Here is a 20,938-nt window from a genome sequence, read left to right as displayed (position 1 = left end):
TGTTGTTACTTTTTACGGATTAATATTCGGGCATAAGCTTGTGTATAATACTTGCCATCAACAATATAATAGACTTCACCATCAAGTGGACCATCCAATTCTATTACAGGTCCGTCATTTAGTTTGGTTACTATAGTCTTTATGCCAGTTTTACTAACCTGTATCTGCTTTGGATATACCTTATTAGCCATACCAAACCAAGTTTTAGTAATACCCATTATCTCGAATTGCTCAGGGCAATATTTATCAAGAAAAGAAATAGGTACTCCCATCATCCCCTCATAATCACAAGGGATAGCATCAGTATAAGGAACTTCGATGGCATCGAAATTATCAAAGTGTAGATATGGTCTTCCATGGACCTCCTTATGCTTACTAAATTTGATATTATCTGCCATTGTCATAAAGTTTTTGGCACTATGACGATGCCCATGATCGATGTTCGTGTACCATCTTACCCCCTTTACTCGAATGTATTTCTTGCCATTTTCATCTATTCTTGTTCCAGAAGCTTCTAATGGATACTCATCAGGAACACCAAACTCTCGGTCACCGCTATGAATAGAGTATCCCATCCAAACCTTGTTGTCTTTTATCAAAGGGAATACTTCTTTGTAGGTTACACAATTGATATTGCCGATAATGATAAACTGTTTGTTTGCTTCAACAATCCACGCCAAAAACTCTCGGAATAGCGAAAAAGGAGGGTTGGTTATAATAATATCTGCTTCATCTCTAAGTTTTTTGACCTCTTCGCTTCTGAAATCTCCATCCCCCTCAAGATAATCCCATTGCAGATCATCAAGATTGGGCATTCTATCTCTTGTGGAATCTTCAGTAAGTACAAATATCTTTCCATGTGTTTTGGTCTTATCCTTATCATACTTGGCAGATTGAGTTTCAAACAGGGATAACTGTATGCCGTTTTTATAAGTCATACTCTCTGGAGCATAACTTGTAGAGATGAGTTTCTTCAAACCCAAATCTTTAAAATTCTGTGCAAAATACTTAGTGAAATTACTCCACTCCGGGTCATCGCAAGGCAGAAGAACCGTCTTGCCACGAAATACATTTGGATTGTAATCGAGATAGGCTTCCATTTCGGTTTCTATATCATAAAACATGGTATAGAACTCGTCTTTTTTGGCAGCCTTAGCATTTGATAATGTACTATTTGCCATAATTATTGATAGTTGTTACGCACCCAACTATCAATCCGCTAAAACACAAAAAGGGCGTGATGCCTCTTATCGCGTTTAGCACGGGGCGGCGTAGGAATGGAGCCCCAGTCAATCCATAAGAATGCATCACGCCTATAGCGTGTTTGCATTGCTTAATCGGATTGACTGGAGGCTACATATATATACGAACCACCTATCACATATTATTTCCGTGCTTGTTATTCCAAATTGAGTTTCCTACGCTCTTGGCTAAACGCGAAATAATAGCGAATGCTTTTGTTTTTACCCACAATGTCTTGGGAACCATACTAATCCTAGAACGATACCCGATGCAAAGGTACAAGTTTTATTTTTAACAACAAAACTTTTAGCTAAAAATATTTCAAAAAGTTATATGAGGGACACAATTAGAAAGAAGAAGTTTATAAGAGAATCCTGCTGACTATGATGCCGACAGGATTCTACATTTTAAAGCATATTTTCTTCATGGTTACTTTTGATAGTTACTTTATCTTCTTGATGGTTACTTTTGTTGGTTACTCTATCGCCTTGATAGTTACTTTTGATGGTTACTTCTCCTAAGATACCACTTCCTCCATCCTCACCAACTTACCTGCTACAAACTGCATGATGATTTTATGGAGCGTTGTACCTTGACGTAGCGCCTCGACCCTTGGAGCTGCGTCATATCGATTGATTTGTTCCTCAGCCTCCTGTCATTGGCATTCTGCAGTAGAATGCAATTGTAAAAACAATAATTATTTCTGAAATACGTGCGCTAATCTTAGATTATTTTTGTAGAAAAGACGTTAAACCCATAGATTATGACTACATATCTCAGATACTTCAATTATGATGAGGCCTTTGAATACTACTGCGGACTCATCGATAAAGTTCTCAATGTTTTCAAAGAAGAAAAGAACAAGGGCGGCTTTAAGGCTTTGCTGCAATTGTTGATGGTAATATAAAAACAACATGAAATGGATTATAAAGATGTCGCAAATTCTTTCATTACAAGACATTAAATCTCACAGGCTCCTCGCCTGTACGTAATTTGTAGTCTTCATAAAGCATCTTCTGCATCTTGTCAACCATGGCTTTCTTTGTGGCCTTGGCAGATTTCCAACGTCTAAGCGCCTCTTCTCTTGTTAATTTATTCATATCCAATCCTCCATTATTAAATTATGAGCATCCCAAATGTCCGCTCTTTCTAAATTTCATTCTACCAGATTAAGCATTCAAGAACTACTATCGGGAAGAATACGACTGCAAAGATACGGATTATTTTTGAAACTAAAGCATCTTTATCCTAATAAAATGCAGATAAATTTTATTTTAGCAACACGGCTGCAAAGAAACAGTATCTGGTAGAGTGTAGTGAGAAAATCGTGAGGGATAACCCCAAATCGTGATGGATAGCGTGAGGGATATTTCCGTTTTTGAAGTATCTATCACGCTATTCAAGTATCTGTATATTAACATATTAAAATGTATGATACATGCAAATCGTGATGGATGATAGATGATTACATAAAATTAGTTCATATGAAGGCTGAGCTGGGTTACGAATGTGGCTGCGCTGTGTTACGGATATGACTGCATCGGGTTACGGATATGACTGCATCGGGTTACGAATATGGCTGCGTCGGGTCACAGATATTACTGCGTCGGGTCACAGATATTACTGCGTCGGGTTACAGATATTACTGCATCGGGTTACAGATATTACTGCGTAAGCTAACGGAGACGTATCTGTAAGCTTATCGAGACGTCTGCATCAGATAACTGAGACGTCTGAACTCGCTTACTGAACTACTTGAATTGTCTTACTGAACTACTTGAGTTGCTCGACTGAACTACTTGAGTTGCTACCCTTCCACTGGACTTACCGAACCCAGACTTGCTCTTTTGGTAAAGTGAGGGTGTGTCATAAGTTTATGATTCACCCTCTTGACTTTTCCTGATGCATAAAAAAAGCACGGAATATTAAACTCCGTGCTCATTGAGCACTAAATTTATTCTACATCTCTCAACATACCACCTCCTCTATCCTCACCAACTTGCCAGCAACAAACTGCATGATGATTTTATGGAGCGTTGTACCTTGACGCAGAGCCTCGACCCTTGGAGCTACGGCATATCGCTTGATTTGTTCCTCAGCCTCCTGCCATTGGGCTTCTGCCTTAGAGAGTTTGCCATCCTCTGGCTTTGACTCGTAATCTTTCTTTGACAACACCTTCAGCTCCAGGATATAACTATGCTTCGTAGCATAATGAGTAAGATTTGGCAAAAGGAAAAAATCACAATAGCCATGGTTCAACTCTAGCTCCGGTGCGGTATAATAGTAATTGTTCAAATTTAGATATGCCATGAAGAAACCTTGAAGATTGCGCTCCGATTCTATGCCGTCACGAACTGACGATACCTTGGAATAGGCATCTGCCATAAACTGTAATCCTTCACGCCACTTACCCTCATACGCCATATCATAATAATAATCAGTAAGTTGGTTGGTATCTACGTATGACCTTTCCTCATATAAGTCCATCAAATAGCCATAGTACTGCTTACGGACATTATTGTTTGGAATACCCAATATCATCTTATCGCCACGAGTGCCCTTGATGGTCAACATACCATAATAAAACAGCAGACTCGTAAATATCTGAGGGTCGGTCAACCTATAGGCAGAAAAGGTTTCTGTCAAAGGAGCCACAATCTGCCCCGTCTCAGCTATCGTGCGGATAACACCTTTGCGGTCGCCATCCAACTTATCCAACTGAAGAAGTTTCTTCATCTTGTTGTAGTCTGTCTTCGTGTTTGGATCTATCATCTGCTTTGGAGCTTCCCCCCTATCTATATAATTTCGGAGATAATAGATGACCATATCACTATTGAACACTTTACTCTGAGTATGCAGAGCATCCTCTGAGAAACAATAGTTATCATACCAAGGCTTCATCTCGTCTATCATCGCCTCGATATCGCTTGCTGCAGGAATGCCTCCCACTTCCTTGTAATAAGCAAACATCTTGCGCACTTCCTCCAAAGAGAAGCCCAACATCTGATTGAACTCTGGCTTGGTGGAGATATGCCAGCCAATATTGAACCCACTCGTCACATCATCCAAGGTCACAGGACTGACACCTGTGATGAAAATACGTTCAAACATACCCTTAAACTTCTTGAAGACATCACGGTAGAAGCCGTCGGCATGGGTGATTGCCCAATATACATTCTCGCCCTGCTCATTGAGCACGGTATTGGTGAAATTGTCATATTCATCGATGATCAGATAGAGAGGAATGCCCTTGGCTGCAGTCTCATCCTGAAGCAAAGCCAGTTTCTCCGTACCAGAATCCGACTTAAAGAACCTCTCCTTAAAATCTGCCAGATAAAACTCTTGGTAAACTCGCATGAAACCGTCCAATTTGACACGCAGATACATATTGAAGTTTTCCTCCAACTTTTCGATACCACCACCCACATACGAGAAATCAAGGTGAAGAATCTGATACTTTCCCTGCAAAGGAGTAGGATGCTTACCAACCCATAAATCACCGAAAAGAGTTTGGAATTTCTCTTTCTTGCTACAGTCGTAATAAGCATGGAGCATACTCAGGAATATGCTCTTACCGAACCGACGTGGACGAATGAAGAAGATGTTGCTTGGTTGGTTTTCCAACAAAGGCAAATACATCGTCTTATCCACATAATATTGATTTTGCTCTATAACAGCCTCAAAGTCATTGATGCCGTAAGGCAAACGTTTCATATTCTGATTCATGATTGCTCCTTTTTATAGTTTACCTTTGCAAAAATAAGAAATTTATCTGAATATGCCAAAGAATCTGTCTGTCTTTTCTTTGTATTGCTAAAAATTATTGGTTATTTTTGCAATATGAACCCTATATAACCTCCTAATAGTTGAATTGACTTGATGGCTATGGTGATTTTTTCCGAGACTCATTTGTTATAACACAAAAAAGCACGGAATATTAAACTCCGTGCTCTTTTTTGCTTTTATATTTAATCTTGTCAAAACCTTCACCATACACACCGATAACGGCACTCTGACTGACAAAGGCATGGGGATCAATCTCGCTGATAAGACGGAAGATAGCAGGAGCCTGACGCTGCTTGGCTAACACGAAAAGCATCTTCACATCCTGACCGGAATAAAAACCGCTGGCATTCACCACCGTTACTCCCCTATCAGCATCTACATTGATGCGCTTGCCTATCTCCTCATACTTCTGTGAAATGATAAAGAACTGTACGCTTCGTCTTCTGCTGTTTACCACCTGGTCGATGCAGAATGCCTGAACGCAAAGAACTACATAACCATATAACACCTTCTCCCAATCGTGTACCACCAGATAGCTGGAACTGATGATGAAGATGTCGCATATCATAATCACTCTACCTAGAGAAATGTCGCGATACTTGTTGACGATGGCTGCGATGATATCCGTACCACCCGTACTTCCACCAACCGAGAAACCGAGACCGATTCCGCAGCCACAGAAAACGGCACCCAGGAAAGCAGCCCATAAAGGTTGGTTTTCCAAAAGATGAAAATCACCTAAACGGCTGGAGAAGAATGAGGTCAGGATGGTTACCACTATAACGGCATAAACAGTCTTGACACAGAACTTTGCTCCCAAAATCTTGAACGCACATATTAATAAGGTGGCGTTGACGATAAAATACGGAATTTGCACAGGGCAACCGGTTGCCCAATAGATAATACTGGAGATACCAGGAAGTCCGCTTGCTGTTACATTGGTTGGCAAGAGGAACACGTTCCATCCAATAGCGTAGGATATCATACCTATCGCAATCAAAACATAGTCTTGTACAGACTTCCACAAGGGTCGAGGAGGAGTCATAATTAATTAATAATTTATATTTTTTTTAAGCTTTTGCCCTTACAGGGCGTTTTTAAATGCAATTATATTTACCCAAGGTGTTGCCCTGGGCTAGGAGCTTCTGCCCTTTACCTTTCCCTTCGGCCGGTGACCGTTGGTTCAGGGCGTGCTGACTATACATTTCTGGGCGTGTGGGTTCTACCAGAATTTCTTCTGCTGCTCTGACCACTCAAAACCTTGGGTAGCCATTTGGGCTTCTAATGCCGCACGGTTCACATTGAAGTGATTACAAATCTCATCGAGTGTTTCAAACTCGTGGTCACGAAGCAGGAAGTTGATGGCGCTTACGAGCATCGGAACATCATTCATTGGTAACTTATCCATCCTTTTTATATTGATTAATTAATATTTATTATTGATTACTTGAGGCACCATGCCTCTTTCGGGGTGCAAAATTACTGCAAAATTCAGACAATACCAAAAAAAATCCCAGCAATCTTTTACCGATTGCTGGGATTTTTATAAATTATTGATGATTTACGCATTCACTGCAACTGAAATCCAGTCGAAGACGAATGAGCAAATACCGAATGCTACGATACCTACGGTGCAGATTGCAAGCGCCAACTTGGTTGAGCATGCGCTCTGGAAAGTAGGAAGCGGATTATCGCTGTGCTTGATGAACATAGCCTTCACGATGAGCAGGTAGTAGTACAAGCTGATAACTGTGTTTACCAACGCGATGAATACTACGCCGTATGCCCAGGCTCCCAATGTGGTGTGGATGTCGTGAGTTCCAACTGCTGCCATGAACACGAAGAACTTCGAGAACATACCGGCGAATGGAGGAATACCACCCAATGAGAACAATGCCAAGGTCATCAGGAATGCCAGACGTGGGTTGGTTTTGTACAAACCATTGTAGCTGTCCATCTGAACTGTACCGTTGTTGTGCTCCTCAATAGATGAGATGATGGTGAAGACGCTCAGGTTGGCTACTACGTAAATCAATACATAGTAAGTCAGGGCGCTCACGCTCATCGCTGAGTTACCTACCACTGCCAACATGATGTAACCTGCCTGAGAGATAGAAGAGAATGCCATGAAACGCTTCAGGTCGCTCTGACGGATGGCAAACAGGTTGGCGATAGTGATAGAAAGTACAATCACGATGTAAAGCAATACGGTCCAGTACTCTACCATTGGCTGGAACACCTTCATGAGGATGGCGCAGAGAGTAAACGCTGCAGCACCCTTAGATACTACTGACAAGTAACCTGTAACAGTAGTTGGTGCACCCTGATATGAATCGGCTGTCCAGAAGTGGAAAGGAACCAAGGAAATCTTGAAACCGAGACCACTGAAGAAGAATACCATACCGGCGATGGTCAATGGTGATGCAGAGATAACCTTTGCTACATCATCGAAGTACAAAGTACCACAAGCAGCATAGAGCAGAGAGATACCGTAGATCATCACGCCACTTGAGAAAGTAGCAGTAAGGATGAACTTAGCTCCTGCCTCAGCAGAATTGTGACGGTACTTATCGAATGCTACCAGGCAAGCCATTGGCACAGATGCCATTTCAAGACCGAGGAAGAACAGGAGGAAGTGGTTGGCACTAACCATCATGTTCATACCGAGCAAGGTAGAGATAATCAGCATATAGAACTCACCCTCCTTGAAGGCTGTGTCCTTGCGGCTCAACCACTCCTTAGCCTGTACCATCACGATGAGGGTACCCAGCGCCAGGATGGTCTTCAAGACACCGGCAGCAGGACCTGTTGTATACATGCCGCCAAATGCCTCTGAGGCTTCTGTTGGGAAGATATTGATGGCAATGTGAGCCACCATCAAGAGACATACCAGAGGATTGAACCACTTACGGTCTGCGCTCTTGGAACTGCAGAAGTCAGCAATGAAAGTGATCAACAGAACTACCATCAGGGTAGCTTCTGGAATCATATTTAAAAATTGACTGTAATTCATTTCTTCTGATATTTATTACATGATTACACTAAAGATAGGACCGACAGCGTCCATGATAATCTCCTCTGCCCAGAGTGGGAACATACCGAGACCTGCAACGCAGGCGATAAGACCTGCTACAGCGATACGCTCGTCCCAGGTAGCATCGTGAAGCTTCTCCAACTTAGGATTAGGAACCTTCTGATAAAGGATCTTACCAACACAACGCAGAATGTAAACCGCAGTTACTACGATAGAGGTACATGCGATGATGGTACATACACGATGGAACATATCTGCATTCTGGAAGGCACCTACGAAGATGGTCATCTCGGCTACGAAACCTGAGAAACCTGGCAAACCGAGGTTAGCCAAACCAGCTACTGCATAACCTACAGAGAGGAATGGAATGATCTTCATCAAACCACCCAGATAACGTACGTCACGTGTACCAGCCTGATGATAAATCATACCGATAACGGCGAAGAAGAGGGCGGTCATCAAACCGTGAGACAACATCTGGAGGATTGCACCAGTAGCGGCTGTCTCAGTCATCATACAGAGAGCGAAGAGCACCATACCACAGTGAGATACTGATGAGTAAGCGTTGATGTACTTCAAGTCGGTCTGTACACATGCTGACAAAGCACCATATACGATAGAGATTGTAGTCAGTACGAGGAACACCTTGATCCAGAAGCCGTGAGTAGCAGCTGGCAAGAGGAACATGGCGATACGGAAGCAACCGTAACCACCAAGCTTCATCAATACACCGGCGTGCAACATAGATACGGCTGTTGGCGCACTGGCGTGACCATCAGGAGACCATGTGTGGAATGGGAACAGCGCACCGAGGATACCGAAACCGATGAAGAGCAATGGGAAGAACACGTTCTGCACGCTCTCTGGAATCGCATGAGCACCATTGGTATGGTGAGCGATATCGAGGATTTCGAAGGTCTGAGCACCACTGTAGAAGTAGATTCCCAGGATACCGATAACCAAAAGGGCTGAACCACCCATCAACATCAAAGTCAACTTCATGGCTGAATACTCCTTTGCACCACTACCCCATACACCGATGAGGAGGTACATAGGAATCAGCGCAACCTCATAGAACATGAACATGGTGAACATGTCGATAGAGATGAAGAAGCCATATACACCGATGCTCAGGAGTGTGAACCAGAGGAAGTATTCTTTCTTCATTGGTTCCATCTGCCAAGAAGCAAATGTACCGGTGAACACGATGATAGAAGTCAAGAGAAGCATCACCACTGAAATACCATCCACACCGAGTGAATAGTTGATGTGCAATGGTTCAAACCAAGGCACACAGTAGGTGAAGAGCATCGGAGCTTGGTCGGCTGGCATTGTCTCACGAGCTTCGAGAAATGCAAACACCAAATAGATGGAGAGACCGAGCAATACGCTGGCACCTGCTACCATCACACCACGAACCTGCTTGTCGTTGCGTGCCAACCAGAGGCCGAGCAACATCAGGAGTGGTACTATGACGAATATACTTAAATTCATTTCTTTTCTATTTACTTAATTGTGAGACTTTCATTAAAGAAGTGCGAGCAGGCACAATGTCAATGCTACGGTACCGGTGAGGAACCAGATAGCATAGCTGCGAACATCACCACTCTGCCAAGGGCGGATGGTTTCACCTGCCTCCTGTGTACCCCAAGCCATGAAGTTGAAGGTACCATCGATAACGCGACGGTCGAACCATGCGATTGGCTTTGAGAAGCAACCGAAGACAATCTTGTGGGTGAAGAACTGCCAAGCATCGTCGATATAGAAACGGTTCAAGGCTGCCTTGTGCAACTTAGGCATCTTCTTAGCCAAAGCGTCTGCCAATGGAGTCTTCTTAGGAGCATACATGTAAGTAGCCAGACCGATACCGATGATAGCAACGATAACAGAGGTTGTTGCCACACTCATGTCGATATGGATATCGTAGCTCTGACCTGTAGCAGATACGAAGTGACCGAATGGAATCAGACCGCAGAGGCAAGAGATGATGGCGAGGAATACCAATGGACCCCACATCACGAAAGGAACCTCCTGTGGCTTGCGACGGTTCTCTGGATCCAGCTCATAGTAGCTCTGTCCCCAGAAGATGACATAGTAGAGACGGAACATATAGAATGCTGTCATACCGGCAACCACTGTCATGAACCAGCCCATGAATGGAGAGAACTGGAAGCAAGCTGAGATAATCTCATCCTTTGACCAGAAACCAGCGAATGGAGGAATACCTGCAATCGCCAAGCAACCGATGAGGAAGCAGATGTTGGTAATAGGCATATACTTGTGCAAACCGCCCATGTAATCCTTGAAGTTACTGCCGATGATGACGATGATGGCACCAGAGCAGAGGAAGAGCAATGCCTTGAACATAGCGTGGGTAAACAGGTGGAAGATACCAGCCATGTAACCCAAACCACCATGGTGGTTATCTACTGCAAAGCAAACGCCGAGCGCTACGAGCATGTAGGCAATCTGAGAGATAGTAGAGAAAGCCAGACCACGCTTGATATCACGCTGGCAGCAAGCTACGGCTGCTGCATAGAATGCGGTGAAGGCTGCAATGTAAGCTACATAGTGAAGAGCCTCAGGAGCATACTGTACCCAGATTGGGAAGAGGCTGGCTACCTGATATACACCGGCTACAACCATGGTAGCGGCGTGGATCAACGCAGAAACAGGAGTTGGACCCTCCATCGCATCTGGCAACCAGATGTGCAATGGGAACATCGCACTCTTACCGGCACCACCGATGAACATGAGGAACAACGCTGTTGGCATTACCCAAGCTGCACCTGCCAAAGCAGAGTTGAGCTCTGGCTGAGCATTCAAGTCGTAGTTGAAGGTTCCTACGTAGAAGCTGTAGAACAGGATACCGATGAGGAAGAAGAGGTCAGCGAAACGGGTTACGATGAACGCCTTCTTGCTGGCATGAACTGCAGCATGCTTTGGATAGTAGAAACCGATGAGCAGGTATGAGCAGACACCCACCAACTCCCAGAACAGATACATCTGGAAGATGTTGGTAGCTACTACCAGGCCCAACATTGACATGGTGAAGAGACTCAGGTAAGCGTAGAAACGCTGCATACCCTTCTCGTATTCCTCAACCTTGTAGTTCTCATCGCGCTCTGCCATATAGCCGAAGCTGTAGATGTGAACCATGAAGCTGACGGTGGTAATCACGATGAGCATCAATACAGAGATTGGGCTCAGGCGGAAACCGATGTTGAAGGTGAGCAACTCAGTAAACTTCAACCATGTGAAATTAAATACGGTAACAGTTGGGTACATACCTGTTGAGGCATCGCGACCCACTGCAAAGAAGTACTCGTATGCTGTATAGACAGACATCGCGAATACACAGCCCATCAATACGGTACCGATGAGTGCTGCTACCGGTCTTTTCATCTTCATACCCACAAGTCCCAGAACCAGGAAGCTCAGGAATGGCAGAAGAAGTATCAAAAATGCATAATTGTATTCCATTGTCTTTTAGAATTTCATGTTTTCAATACTGTTCACCTGGTCACTGTGATAGTTGCGGTAAACGTTGATAATAATAGCGAGCGCTACGGCTGTCTCGGCTGCTGCTACTCCGATAGAGAACAATGTGAAGAAGAAACCTTCCAACTGTCCTGGGAAGAGGATGCGGTTGAACACAGCGAAGTTCAGGTCGGCTGCATTCAATACAAGTTCGATGGAGATGAGCATGGCAACGAGGTTACGGCGTGTACAGAAGCCATAGACTCCGATGAAGAACAAGAGTGCTGAGAGCACGAAGAAATATTGTACTGGAATCATTTCTTATCCTCCTTTCTTGCGATTAAGATACCACCGATGATACATGCCAACAGGAATACAGAGATAAACTCGAATGGCAATACATAGCCATACTTGTCAGCACCTACCAGTGCAGAACCTACCTGGTCCATTGGCACCTCGGTGTCGGCTACGGTTGCAGCCATATCAATAAAGTGATTCTTCAACACGATGACTGCCAAGGTTACGAAACCAACGAGGCAGACGAGTGCGCGACCTACAATCCTGCTACCCTTGACATGCTCCACAAGACCCTGGAGAGTACGCTTTGATACCAACTGGATAGCGAAGACATAAAGCATGGTGATACCACCGGCATATACAGAAATCTGAGCTGCACCCAGATAAGTATAGTCGAGCAGGAAGAACATGCCTGCTACACCGAAGAGTACGAACAACAGGAAGGTTGCCGCACGCATGATGCGCTTGGTGAACACGCACATGATGGCTGAGCCAAGAATGACTACTGCCAAGATGACGAACATAAACAAATTTGCTGTTATCATTGTCTAAAGTCCTCCTTACTTAGTCTTGGTGTTAAACTTACCGATTTCCAATGGGGCACCACCATCGATGAGGTTAGGAAGGCTTCCGCCCTTATAAACCTCCTTGTCAAGGTGCATCACCAACTTATTGCGGTCGAAGACTGCATTCTCGAAATCGTTGACAAACTTGATTGCACCGAAGTTACATGCGTTCACACAGAGTTCGCAGAACATGCAGTCGCCCAAGTCGTACTGGTAATCTACCAGCTTGCGCTTCTTCTTGCCTGTCTCTGGATCCTCCACCATCTCGGTTACGATCTTGATGGTATCGTTAGGGCATGACTTCTCACACAATGTACAACCCACACACTTGTAAGCCTCGTTCTCATCACGAACGAAGACCAGACGACCACGGAAACGTGGAGATACGTGGAGTGTAGTCTTGCGGTTCTCAGGATACTGCTCTGTGCTCTTTGGTGTGAAGTACTCCTTCATGGTAGTCTTCATACCGATAGCGAGGGTCTTCAAACCCGCTGCAATACCGCCGAAATATGAATTGTTAGACATACTTTTATTTTTTGTTTATTTGTTAAGAAATAACAGAAGTTTCAAGTTGTAGAACTATTGTCTTAACTCCTTAACTTCTTTAACTCCTTTAACTCCTTAATAATATTATCCGTGGAATCCGAATGCTACGCATACTGTCATCAAGATCAGGATGACCAGTGACAATGGCATCAGATACTTCCACTCCAACTTCAGAATCTGGTCGATACGCAGACGTGGGAATGTCCAACGTACCCACATCAGGAGCCATACAACGGCGAAGGTCTTACCGAAGAACCAGATGAAACCTGGAATAAGGTTCATCAGATTGTCGAAGCCCTCGATACCGATGTTCAATGGCGCCCAACCACCGAGGAATACGGTAGAAGCGATACCAGAAATCACGAAGAGGTTGAGGTACTCTGCCAGGTAGTAGAAACCGAAGCCCATACCTGAATACTCAGTGTGGTAACCAGCGGTCAACTCACTCTCAGCCTCAGCCAAGTCGAAAGGACCACGGTTAGCCTCAGCATTACCTGCTACGAGGAATACGAGGAAAGCCAGGATAGCTGGCACATGACCCTTGATAATCAACCAGTTCCAAGCACCAGTCTGTGCCTCTACGATACCGCTTACCTGCATGGTTCCGGTAAGAACTACTGCAGAAATCAGACAGAGACCGAGAGACATCTCGTAAGAAATCATCTGTACGGCACCACGCATGGCAGATACCACAGAGTACTTGTTGTTAGATGCCCAACCTGCGAGGAACACACCCAGCACGCCGATAGAACTTACGGCTGTGATGAGGAATACACCTACGTTGAAGTCAAGAATATGTGCTCCCTTGTTCCATGGAAGGAATGAGAAAGTACCTACAGAGGCAATGATCACGAGGAATGGTGCCATGTAGTAGAGCAGCTTGTCGGCTCTATCTACAGCGAAGATCTCCTTGATCAACATCTTGAGCACGTCGGCGAATACCTGGAAGATACCCCAAGGACCTACACGCATAGGGCCGAGACGGCACTGGAAGTAGGCACACACCTTACGCTCCATGAAGATAAGTACGATAGCAATGAGGGCGTATGCTGTCAAAATGCAGATACCCACGAGCACGCACTCTATCAGAATCGACAGGAAGTCGCCCAAACCCAAGGTCTGGCGAAGCAGATTGTCGATGAATGTTGTTACTATACTAAAATCAAACATAATTATCTATCAATATCAGGGATTACGAAATCGATTGCTGCACCTGTAGTGATGAGGTCGGCGATCTTCTGACCACGGAGCATTGGATCCAAGGCTCCTGTGAGTGAGAGACCCATCGGACGCATCTTCATACGGTATGGACTCTTGTCACCCTTTGAGTCGAGATATACACCAAACTCGCCGCTGGCACCCTCTACAGAGAAGTACCACTGTCCCTCTGGAACCTTGATGATTGGCTTCTGCTTGATGTAGTACTCACCCTCTGGAATGTTGTCGATCAGCTGCTCGATGATGTCCAAGCTCTGATACAACTCCTGGATGTGTACATAGTAACGATCCATTGAATCGCAACCGGTAAGGGTGATTTCCTTCCACTCTACCTTGTCGTACATATCGTATGGATGACGCTTGCGGGTATCGTTCTTCCAACCTGATGCTCTACCGGCAGGACCGGTTACGGCATAGTTGATACAATCCTCAAGGTTCATTGGACCTACACCTTCGAGACGGTTGTGAGTAATCACGTTGTCACCGAATACGTCGAGGTATTCCTGAATCATCGGACGGAGATACTTGCAGAGGGTCTTCACGTTCTGAACGAAGTTAGGGTCGATATCTGCCTGCAGACCACCGATACGGTAGTAGTTCTGAATCAGACGGCCACCGGTTGTCTCCTCCATCACGTTCAATACGTGCTCACGGTCGCGCATACAGTAAAGGAATGCGGTCAAGGCACCCAAGTCCTGTGCGGTACAGCCGAGGTACAACAAGTGTGAGTCGATACGCTGCAACTCATCCATGATGGTACGGATGTAGCGGATGCGGTCTGAGAGTTCGATACCCATAGCCTCTTCGATAACGCCTACCAAAGCGTGGCGGTGCATCATCGCAGAAAGATAGTTCAGACGGTCGGTCAATGCCAAGGTCTGTGGATAGGTCATGTTCTCCCACATCTTCTCGATACCACGGTGAATATAACCGAGGTGTGGATAGATGCGCTTCACGGTCTCACCATCAATAACAGTCTGCAATCGGAGCACACCGTGGGTAGATGGGTGGTTAGGACCGATGTTGACAACATAGTCGTTCTCATCAAAGCGACGCTTCTCTGTAGCAACGAGATGTCCATCCTCGCTCAAGGAATACTCCACGGTGAAGTCATCCTCTGGCTCATCGGTGCAAGGGAACTTGTTTGCCTCAGGACTCATATCGAAGTCCTTGCGCAATGGATAGCCCTGGAAATCGGTACGGAGGAAGAGACGACGCATGTCTGGGTGCCCCAGGAACTTGATGCCGACGAAATCAAATACCTCACGCTCCAGGAGGTCAGCTACCTTCCAAAGGTTAATAACTGTAGGAATCACATCACTGCCATCCACCTTCTTGGCGATGGTCTTTACCGAGCAGCGCTCGTTGGTCTGAGTATTCTCGAGAATATAGATACATCCGAGACCTTCCTCACCGAAGTCTTCACCGATGATGGTAACAAGGTAGTCGAAATGCTTCTCGTTCTTCAACTTCGCCATTTCAGAGGCGAAATTATCAAAACTCAATTCAATATTATTCAGTTTCATGTTCTTATACCTTATTATATTAATCAGTTAGACCTTTCTGAGGGTCGAAATCCTCAGGTACTTCAGTCACGATGATAGGCTCCTTGTGTCCGAGCTTCTCGCTGTCAGAGAGGTTCTCGTTGCTCAAGCCGCGAAGACCACCCTTACTCATAGAAAGCTCCTTCTCATCCTGAGTCATCTTGTGGTTGGCACCACCGAAGAATTTCTCAACCTTTACCTTACGCTGCAACTGCATCATACCATAAAGGATAGCCTCAGGGCGTGGAGGACAGCCAGGGATGTAAACATCCACAGGAACCAACTCGCTGATACCACGAACCACATTGTAGCTCTTCTTGAACGGACCACCAGAGATGGTACATCCACCCACAGCTACCACATACTTAGGCTCAGCCATTTCATCATACAAACGCTTGAACACTGGTGCCATCTTATTGGTAATAGTACCGGCACACATGATCAAGTCAGCCTGACGTGGAGAGTTACGGGTTACCTCGAAACCAAAACGGGAGAAGTCGTAACGTGCACAACCTACAGCCATGAACTCGATACCACAGCAAGAAGTACCGAAGGTCAAAGACCAGAGTGAGTTACTGCGTCCCCAGTTAATGGCAGCATCGAGCGAACCGACTACCACGTTAGCACCACCCTCATTGAGCTCCTGCGCAATCTTTTCGAGGGTATCATTGTCCTTAAACTCGTCGTAAGGAATACTCTTGATAGAGGCTCTTTTGTTTACTTCCATTCCAATGCTCCTTTCCGCCAAGCGTATGCAAGGCCAAATACCAATACCAACAGGAAGAACCCGATGCTCACGAGAGCCATAGGTCCAAACTGCTTAACTACGACTGCCCATGGGTAAAGCAATACTGTCTCGATATCAAACATCAGGAAAAGGATGGCGAAGAGATAGTAGCCGATGTGTGATGGCAACCATGAGCTGCCACGTGTCGGAATACCGCACTCAAAAGGTTCACCCTTTACCGGATTGTATGAACGAGGACCGATTAACTTCGCGATGACATAAGCAGCCACCACCAAGGTTACAGCCGTCAGCAAAACGGTGATAAATAGTGTAAAGTTCATAAATTTGTTATAACGTTATTTTATATAAATGCTTCTAAGCGGTTGCAAAGGTAACACTTTTTTCTGAAAGAGCACATTTTTTTCTGGTTTAATTTGCATCCAAAGTAAAAAAATACAAAAAACTGCCTGATTTCATCAGTTAACAGACAGTATTAACGAAGGTTCGGAAACAGAGAAAACGAGCGTATTTTGTAGCAAAAAAGAAACAGAACGGTAGGAATTTTTACCCAAAAATTCATCCGCTTCGACATTGTTTCCGGCACAACTTTCATCGTCTCTCCTACCCTTCATAAAAAGGATGAGAAAGAGATTATCTATAATCTCAATGGCCAGCAAGTAGATAAGACTTCAGCCCAAGGCGGCATCTTCATCTCCCGCCAGAAAGGTAAGTTCTACAAAGCATCCGGTTCTTCCGGAGGAAGGAGATAGTTCTGCTGGCGTATTCAGATGTTTGAATAAGCAGAAGATTATGATTGAATAAGCGTATTCAGATGTTTGAATAAGCAAAAGGAGACGTTTCTTTGGGTTCAAATAGACGTCTCTTTTAGTTTTAGGAGACTGCTTCTCGAGTTTTAGGAGACTGCTTCTCGAAGGTTGCCACTAGGCTCAGCAGAGCTGCTGAGCCTAGTCAGCAGCTCTGCCGACTGCAGTCAGCAGGTCTGCCGAGCCTAGTGACAACACCTTTTAATCGTACAACTATAACCCTTATAGTCGTACAACTATACACCCTATAGTCGTACAACTATACACCTTTTAGTCGTACAACTATAAACCTTTTAGTTGTACAACAATAACCCCTTTAGTTGTACAACCATAAACCTTTTAGCTGTACAACCATAAACCTTTTAGCTGTACAACCATAAAACGCAACCCCGCCAGGCGTTCCTCCTTTGACGCCTAGCGGGGTTGCCCTTTTTACTTTTTTACCTTATAATAAGGACTTGGGGGACTAGCGATGGAATCGCTAGGAACGGGGGCGCTTTTTTAGTTGATAGTTGATAGTTTATAGTTTATAGGGGGCTAACGCCGTCGAGCTAGGCTGCCCTATCAACTATTAACTATAAATTATTAACTAAACGAAAGGGGGTTAAGGTTCTTTTTACCTTTTTACTTTTTTACCTTTTTACTTTTTTACCTTTTTACCCTTTTACTTTTTTACTTTTTTACTTTTTTACTTTTAAACTCCCTTTTCAGCAAACAGGCCGAAGAGCTCGGCATCTATCAGGTCAGTAACCTTTCGGAAATCTTCCGGATTCTCTCCAAACTCCAGATTATCACCATCGATGATGATGAGGCGACCTTTATAATCCTTGATCCAATCCTCATAACGCTTGTTCAAGCCCTGGAGATAATCGATGCGGATGCTCTTCTCGAAATCGCGGCCACGCTTCTCGATATGCTTCACGAGCGTAGGAATGCTGCTCTTGATATATATCATCAGGTCAGGGAGTTTCACCAGACTGATCATCAGATCGAAGAGATCGGTATAGTTCTTGAAATCCCTGTCGCTCATCATACCGATATCATGAAGATTAGGCGCAAAGATACGCGCATCCTCAAAGATGGTTCTATCCTGTACGATGGTCTGCTCTGAACGTGAAATCTCCACAACATCATGGAATCGCTTGTTCAGGAAGTAAATCTGAAGATTAAACGACCAACGTTCCATATCCTTGTAATAATCAGCCAGATATGGATTATTATCTACTGGCTCGAAATTAGCTTTCCAGCCATATCTCTTGGCAAGCATCTTGGTTAATGTTGTCTTGCCGCTACCTATATTTCCTGCTATTGCTATATGCATCTATTTCAATGTTAAATGTTGAATGTTGAATGTTGAATTGGACTAGCGATGGAATCGCTAGGAACGGGGGCGCAAAGGGGGGAAGGTTCTTTTTACCTTTTTACTTTTTTACCTTTTTACCCTTTTACCTTTCAGAAAAGAGCCCGAAGAGCTTGGCATCTATCTTATCTACGATTTCACCAAACTGCTTGGGATTGTGCTCGAAATCGAGATTATCAACTTCTACGATAAGCACCTTGCCCTTATACTTGTTCATGATGAAATCTTCGTAAAGATTGTTGATACCTTCCAGATAACCCAGAGGCATCTTCTGCTCATAATCACGACCGCGCTTCTGGATATTCTTCACGAGGTGAGGAACTGAAGAACGGAGATATATCATCAGTTCAGGCATCTCCACCACTTCCATCATAGACTCGAAAAGCCCCATATAAGTCTCGTAGTCGCGCTGGTCCATGTTGCCCATCTTCCGGTTGTTGGCCGCAAAGACATAAACACCCTCAAAGATGGTGCGGTCCTGGATAACCGTCTCTTTACTGTGTTGGATTTCCAGCAGATTCTTGAATCGCTGCTTCAGATAGAACACCTCCATATTGAGTGCCCATCGCGAGATATCCTTGTAATAGTCATCGATATAGGGGTTTTCAGCCACGGGCTCCAAGTACTGTTTCCATCCATAATGTTTAGACAGCATCTTGGTGAGTGTTGTTTTGCCACTACCGATATTTCCTGCTATTGCTATATACATTTATTTTATTAGTTATGTTAAAACAATTATTTGCGGATAGGGAACTTCCAGGCAAGCACCATCAGCAGGAAGGCGATGACGGCTGGGAAGAGTGAGAACAATGACCATACCATCGTAAGCACAGAGTCGGTGACACTGGCTGGGTCAATCATCGTATTACCCATCTTATCTGTTATCATGTTGGCACCTGCCCAGCCCAGGAAGAGGGCGATGAGAGAACCGGAAATGGCGGTACCAAACTTCTGGCTCATCGTACCGGAAGAGAAGATAAGACCTGTAGCGGATGTTCCGAAATGCTCGGTATGGTAGTCGGCTACATCGGCATACATAGACCACATCAATGGCGAATAGATACCGATACCCATAGAGGTAAGGATAACGATGGCTATCATCACCCAGATATAGGATGGATTCATCGGGATGAAGAAGAAGACAACCGAGAGAACCAGACAGAGTGCTGCAGCCCAAAAGAATGCCATGCGCTTGCTGCCTACCAGACGGGTGAACCAAGGAGATACACCACCGAAAATCATACAGGTTACTTCACCGAATGCCATGAAAACGGTATAGTTGATAATCAATCCCTCGATGGTTACATTGCCATGCAGACAGTAATCAAACATATAGCCAGCTACTGCATAGCGGAATCCGTTGAAGAAGTTGGTGCACACGGCGATGGCTGTCATATAGAGCCAAGCCTTGTTGTGAACGAGGTCGGCAAACTGCTGGAAAGAGAACTTCTCAGCGCGCTTCGGCTTCAGACGTTCCTTGGTAAGGAGTCCGCAAGCCAATGTCATCACAGCTGCAATAATACCGAGCACGGCACCAATGACAGCATACTGATGTGCGGCTGTTCCACCTACCATCTTCTGGAGATAAGGGAAAGAAAGCAGGGTGACGAATCCCATGGCATAAGCACCCACCATACGGAAAGAAGAAAACTGGTTCTTCTCATCATCATCATCGGTCATCACACCGAGCAATGAGCCGTAAGGCACATTCACCATGGTATATACCGCCATCATCAGCAGATAGAGGGCGTAAGCATAGATTCGCTTGCCCACAGGACCGAAGTCTGGAGTATAGAGCAAGAGGGCAAATATCAATCCGAAAGGAATGGCACCATAGATGAGCCAAGGACGGTAGGTACCGAAACGGCTCTGGGTACGGTCGGCAAGAGTACCCATCAGCGGGTCAGTAACCACATCGAACATGCGGGCTACGAGCATCAGTACTGCTGCATCCGCAAACGAGAGTCCGAAGACGTTTGTAAAAAACAGAGGAAAAGCGATAGACATCACCTTCCATACAATACCACCCGCAGCGGCATCACCCAATGCATAAGCTATTTTTTCTTTTAAACGAGCCATTGTTTTTATTTTTAATGTTAAATGTTGAATGTTGAATGTTAAGTGTTGAATGTTGAGTATTACTAAAAAAGGGATTCGCTCCCCATCTATATTTGATAATACGGATGAGGAGAACGAATCCCTACAATCTTGTTACCAAGATTACTATCTTTCCATAAGCTAGAATATTTAACATAAAAAACGCATTTATGTGAAATATAATTCGTAAATTTGTGGCGTAGTTATATCAACTGCG

General features: G+C 44.6%; 19 protein-coding genes. 1 reads left to right on the top strand and 18 read right to left on the bottom strand.

What is annotated here, in order from left to right; all coding sequences use genetic code 11:
* Positions 1–5 precede the first annotated feature (5 nt).
* Positions 6–1,181: an adenine-specific methyltransferase EcoRI family protein gene (locus NQ544_RS02330; RefSeq protein WP_006847035.1), complete on the bottom strand. Its 1,176-nt coding sequence runs from the start codon at positions 1,179–1,181 to the stop codon at positions 6–8.
* Positions 1,182–2,005: 824 nt separating this feature from the next.
* Between NQ544_RS02330 and NQ544_RS02325 the strand changes: the two genes are divergently transcribed.
* The gene (locus NQ544_RS02325) at positions 2,006–2,149 is read left to right on the top strand and encodes a hypothetical protein (RefSeq protein ID WP_006847037.1); all 144 of its coding nucleotides are present in this window, start codon (positions 2,006–2,008) and stop codon (positions 2,147–2,149) included.
* A gap of 43 nt (positions 2,150–2,192) precedes the next feature.
* Here the strand turns inward: NQ544_RS02325 and NQ544_RS02320 are convergent, their stop codons facing one another.
* From NQ544_RS02320 to NQ544_RS02240, 17 genes are all read right to left on the bottom strand, one after another.
* A complete protein-coding gene (locus tag NQ544_RS02320; RefSeq protein ID WP_006847038.1) occupies positions 2,193–2,342 on the bottom strand; it encodes a hypothetical protein in 150 nt (49 codons plus the stop codon).
* Between the two features lie 868 nt (positions 2,343–3,210).
* Positions 3,211–4,968, bottom strand: coding sequence for an ATP-binding protein (locus NQ544_RS02315; protein WP_006847039.1), 1,758 nt, complete (start codon positions 4,966–4,968; stop codon positions 3,211–3,213).
* A gap of 211 nt (positions 4,969–5,179) precedes the next feature.
* Positions 5,180–6,073 carry a YitT family protein gene (locus NQ544_RS02310; protein ID WP_006847040.1) on the bottom strand — a complete coding sequence of 298 codons (894 nt, stop codon included), beginning with the start codon at positions 6,071–6,073 and terminating at the stop codon, positions 5,180–5,182.
* Between the two features lie 177 nt (positions 6,074–6,250).
* Complete coding sequence (locus tag NQ544_RS02305) at positions 6,251–6,436, bottom strand: DUF4250 domain-containing protein (RefSeq protein WP_006847041.1); 186 nt, start codon at positions 6,434–6,436, stop codon at positions 6,251–6,253.
* 153 nt (positions 6,437–6,589) lie between these two features.
* On the bottom strand, positions 6,590–8,041 hold the full coding sequence (locus NQ544_RS02300) for an NADH-quinone oxidoreductase subunit N (RefSeq protein ID WP_006846353.1): 1,452 nt from the start codon (positions 8,039–8,041) through the stop codon (positions 6,590–6,592).
* A 15-nt stretch (positions 8,042–8,056) separates the two neighbouring features.
* Positions 8,057–9,556, bottom strand: coding sequence for a complex I subunit 4 family protein (locus tag NQ544_RS02295; RefSeq protein ID WP_006846354.1), 1,500 nt, complete (start codon positions 9,554–9,556; stop codon positions 8,057–8,059).
* A gap of 33 nt (positions 9,557–9,589) precedes the next feature.
* Positions 9,590–11,545 (bottom strand): NADH-quinone oxidoreductase subunit L, encoded by a 1,956-nt coding sequence (gene nuoL, locus NQ544_RS02290; RefSeq protein ID WP_006846355.1) that lies wholly within the window; start codon positions 11,543–11,545, stop codon positions 9,590–9,592.
* A 6-nt stretch (positions 11,546–11,551) separates the two neighbouring features.
* Positions 11,552–11,860: an NADH-quinone oxidoreductase subunit NuoK gene (gene nuoK, locus NQ544_RS02285; RefSeq protein ID WP_006846356.1), complete on the bottom strand. Its 309-nt coding sequence runs from the start codon at positions 11,858–11,860 to the stop codon at positions 11,552–11,554.
* Positions 11,857–12,384 (bottom strand): NADH-quinone oxidoreductase subunit J family protein, encoded by a 528-nt coding sequence (locus NQ544_RS02280; RefSeq protein WP_006846357.1) that lies wholly within the window; start codon positions 12,382–12,384, stop codon positions 11,857–11,859. The genes nuoK and NQ544_RS02280 overlap by 4 nt, the downstream gene beginning before the upstream one ends.
* A 15-nt stretch (positions 12,385–12,399) precedes the next feature.
* A complete protein-coding gene (locus NQ544_RS02275) occupies positions 12,400–12,930 on the bottom strand; it encodes a NuoI/complex I 23 kDa subunit family protein (RefSeq protein WP_006846358.1) in 531 nt (176 codons plus the stop codon).
* A 105-nt stretch (positions 12,931–13,035) separates the two neighbouring features.
* On the bottom strand, positions 13,036–14,121 hold the full coding sequence (gene nuoH, locus NQ544_RS02270) for an NADH-quinone oxidoreductase subunit NuoH (protein WP_006846359.1): 1,086 nt from the start codon (positions 14,119–14,121) through the stop codon (positions 13,036–13,038).
* A gap of 2 nt (positions 14,122–14,123) precedes the next feature.
* Positions 14,124–15,695 carry an NADH-quinone oxidoreductase subunit D-related protein gene (locus NQ544_RS02265; protein ID WP_006846360.1) on the bottom strand — a complete coding sequence of 524 codons (1,572 nt, stop codon included), beginning with the start codon at positions 15,693–15,695 and terminating at the stop codon, positions 14,124–14,126.
* A 19-nt stretch (positions 15,696–15,714) separates the two neighbouring features.
* Entirely contained in the window at positions 15,715–16,440 is a 726-nt protein-coding gene (locus NQ544_RS02260) for an NADH-quinone oxidoreductase subunit B (protein ID WP_006846361.1), read from the bottom strand.
* On the bottom strand, positions 16,431–16,781 hold the full coding sequence (locus tag NQ544_RS02255; RefSeq protein ID WP_006846362.1) for an NADH-quinone oxidoreductase subunit A: 351 nt from the start codon (positions 16,779–16,781) through the stop codon (positions 16,431–16,433). The genes NQ544_RS02260 and NQ544_RS02255 overlap by 10 nt, the downstream gene beginning before the upstream one ends.
* 1,177 nt (positions 16,782–17,958) lie before the next feature.
* Entirely contained in the window at positions 17,959–18,585 is a 627-nt protein-coding gene (locus NQ544_RS02250; RefSeq protein ID WP_006846365.1) for a deoxynucleoside kinase, read from the bottom strand.
* 124 nt (positions 18,586–18,709) lie between these two features.
* Positions 18,710–19,333, bottom strand: a complete 624-nt coding sequence (locus NQ544_RS02245; RefSeq protein WP_006846366.1) for a deoxynucleoside kinase — start codon at positions 19,331–19,333, stop codon at positions 18,710–18,712.
* A gap of 26 nt (positions 19,334–19,359) precedes the next feature.
* Complete coding sequence (locus NQ544_RS02240) at positions 19,360–20,703, bottom strand: MFS transporter (RefSeq protein WP_006846367.1); 1,344 nt, start codon at positions 20,701–20,703, stop codon at positions 19,360–19,362.
* Positions 20,704–20,938: the final 235 nt, after the last annotated feature.

Source organism: Segatella copri DSM 18205 (assembly GCF_025151535.1).
GTDB lineage: Bacteria > Bacteroidota > Bacteroidia > Bacteroidales > Bacteroidaceae > Prevotella > Prevotella copri.
The sequence above is the reverse complement of the archived record's forward strand: the minus strand, read 5'-3'. Positions and strand labels throughout refer to the sequence as shown.